Genomic DNA, 1,888 nt, shown 5'->3' with positions numbered 1-1,888 from the left:
GCACTTCCGAAACCCATACACTTATCCACAACCGGTCCTTCTTCAGACCGGTCTCCACCCCGGCTCAAAGCTCGGTCGGCGCGGTGGCTCAAAATTCACTCGGCGCGGACAGCGGCAGCCGCAGCCTGTTCCACGAGTGCTGCGTTCTGCTGGGTCACTTCGTCCATCTGACCGACAGCCTGATTGACCTGTTCAATACCCCGGCTTTGTTCTTCCGATGCAGCGGAAATTTCTCCGACAATATCGGAAACCTGCTTGATGGCCTGCTTGACCTGCCCCATGGTGGCCTCAACTTCGGAAGCCTGCTTCGAGCCGTCCTGAATCACGGCTACGGACGAGCGGATCAGTTCCTTGATTTCCTTCGCAGCAGTGGCGGACCGTTGGGCCAGACTGCGAACCTCACTGGCAACGACGGCGAAGCCGCGTCCTTGCTCGCCGGCACGAGCCGCTTCAACAGCGGCGTTGAGCGCAAGAATGTTCGTCTGGAAAGCAATGCCCTCAATCACCCCGGTGATTTCCGAAATCTTGCTTGAGCTTGCGTTGATTTTTTCGATTGTTCCAACCATGGACTGAACGGCTTCGTTACCCGAGTCCGCGAGGCCGGTCGCGTTCGTGGCAAGTCCGTTCGCCTGCCGGGCGTTGTCAGCGTTCTGCTTTACCGTCTCTGTCAACTGCGTCATGCTGGCTGCGGTTTCTTCAAGAGATGCAGCCTGTTCTTCGGTGCGCGCCGAAAGGTCCGTGTTGTCGCTCGCAATTTCCCGCGACGCGACAGTGACCGATTCGGTGGATGCCTTGATTCCGCGAACAGTTTCTGTGATATGCCGGTCCATTTTCTTCAGCGCCTCGAGAAGCTGGCCGAACTCGCCGCGCGAATCAATGACGATCTGGTTTTCAAGCCTGCCGCTCGCGATGTGATTCGCGACGTTCGCGGCCGTGGTAAGGGGTTTCGAGATGGCGCGAAGCAGATAGATCGACACACCGGTGGCGACGATGATGCCGATGCCCACAAGGGCGATCGAGATCCAGAGAATCGTCTTGAACGTGGACTCGCTGTCATCGGCGAATTGCTTCGCCTGCACCAGGTTCAACGCCGCGTCCTGATTGAGTCCTTCTTCCAGCTGGCTTGCCGAAAAAACGAGCTTTTCCACCACCTGATTGGCTACGTCGCCGTTCCCTGCTGCAAAGGCGGTTACAGCCTCATCCACTGTCGCGTTGAACTGAGGCAGGAGGTTCTTGATCTTCTCGGCAATCTCACGTTCTTTCTCGCTGGAGATACCATCCGGGTAATAGTGATGCCATGCTTTATCGATACGATTCTGATCGCCACGAATCCTGTCGATTGCAGTTGCAGTCTTCCCGTGATCATGCCATATCTGGATTCGCCGCAACTGCAGGCGTATATCGAATTGAGCCGCACGAAAATCAGAAATATCGCCAATCGAAACGGTAGTGCCAGCGTAGGCGTCGCTCATATTGGAATTCAGTCTGGAAAGACCGAATATGCCAAACAGACCGATCATAGCCATGAACGTCACGCACACGCCAAATGCCATGATTATTTTGAATCTGATTGTGTGTACAAATTTATTCACATCAATTCCTTCGAAGCTTCGTCACAAAAGGATTTTTACGGCAGACGGCAGGCAAGTCCCGCCCCTTTAATTTGTATACGGCAGCCGCTGGAAACGCTTAAGGGTATAAGCGCATTAAAGAAGAAATTTTATCAGCCATGCCATTTCGCATAGCACACCTTATCTTTCATGCCGCTATCACGAGATCTAAACACAGCGTCTTAAATAATGCAGCATAGTCTTCGCAGCACCTCGTTTGGTGCCTTCCAGTGCTGGAAGCAGGCGTCGACCGCCGAAAGGACTTCGGTGAGCGTGGC

The 1,888-nt window shown here is 54.3% G+C and carries 1 protein-coding gene; it reads right to left on the bottom strand.

What is annotated here, in order from left to right; genetic code table 11:
• Positions 1 to 95: 95 nt before the first annotated feature.
• Positions 96 to 1,592 (bottom strand): methyl-accepting chemotaxis protein, encoded by a 1,497-nt coding sequence (locus KHO33_RS41805; protein ID WP_200568559.1) that lies wholly within the window; start codon positions 1,590 to 1,592, stop codon positions 96 to 98.
• Positions 1,593 to 1,888: the final 296 nt, after the last annotated feature.

It is taken from the genome of Paraburkholderia nemoris (assembly GCF_905221015.1).
Lineage (GTDB): Bacteria > Pseudomonadota > Gammaproteobacteria > Burkholderiales > Burkholderiaceae > Paraburkholderia > Paraburkholderia nemoris.
The sequence above is the reverse complement of the archived record's forward strand: the minus strand, read 5'-3'. Positions and strand labels throughout refer to the sequence as shown.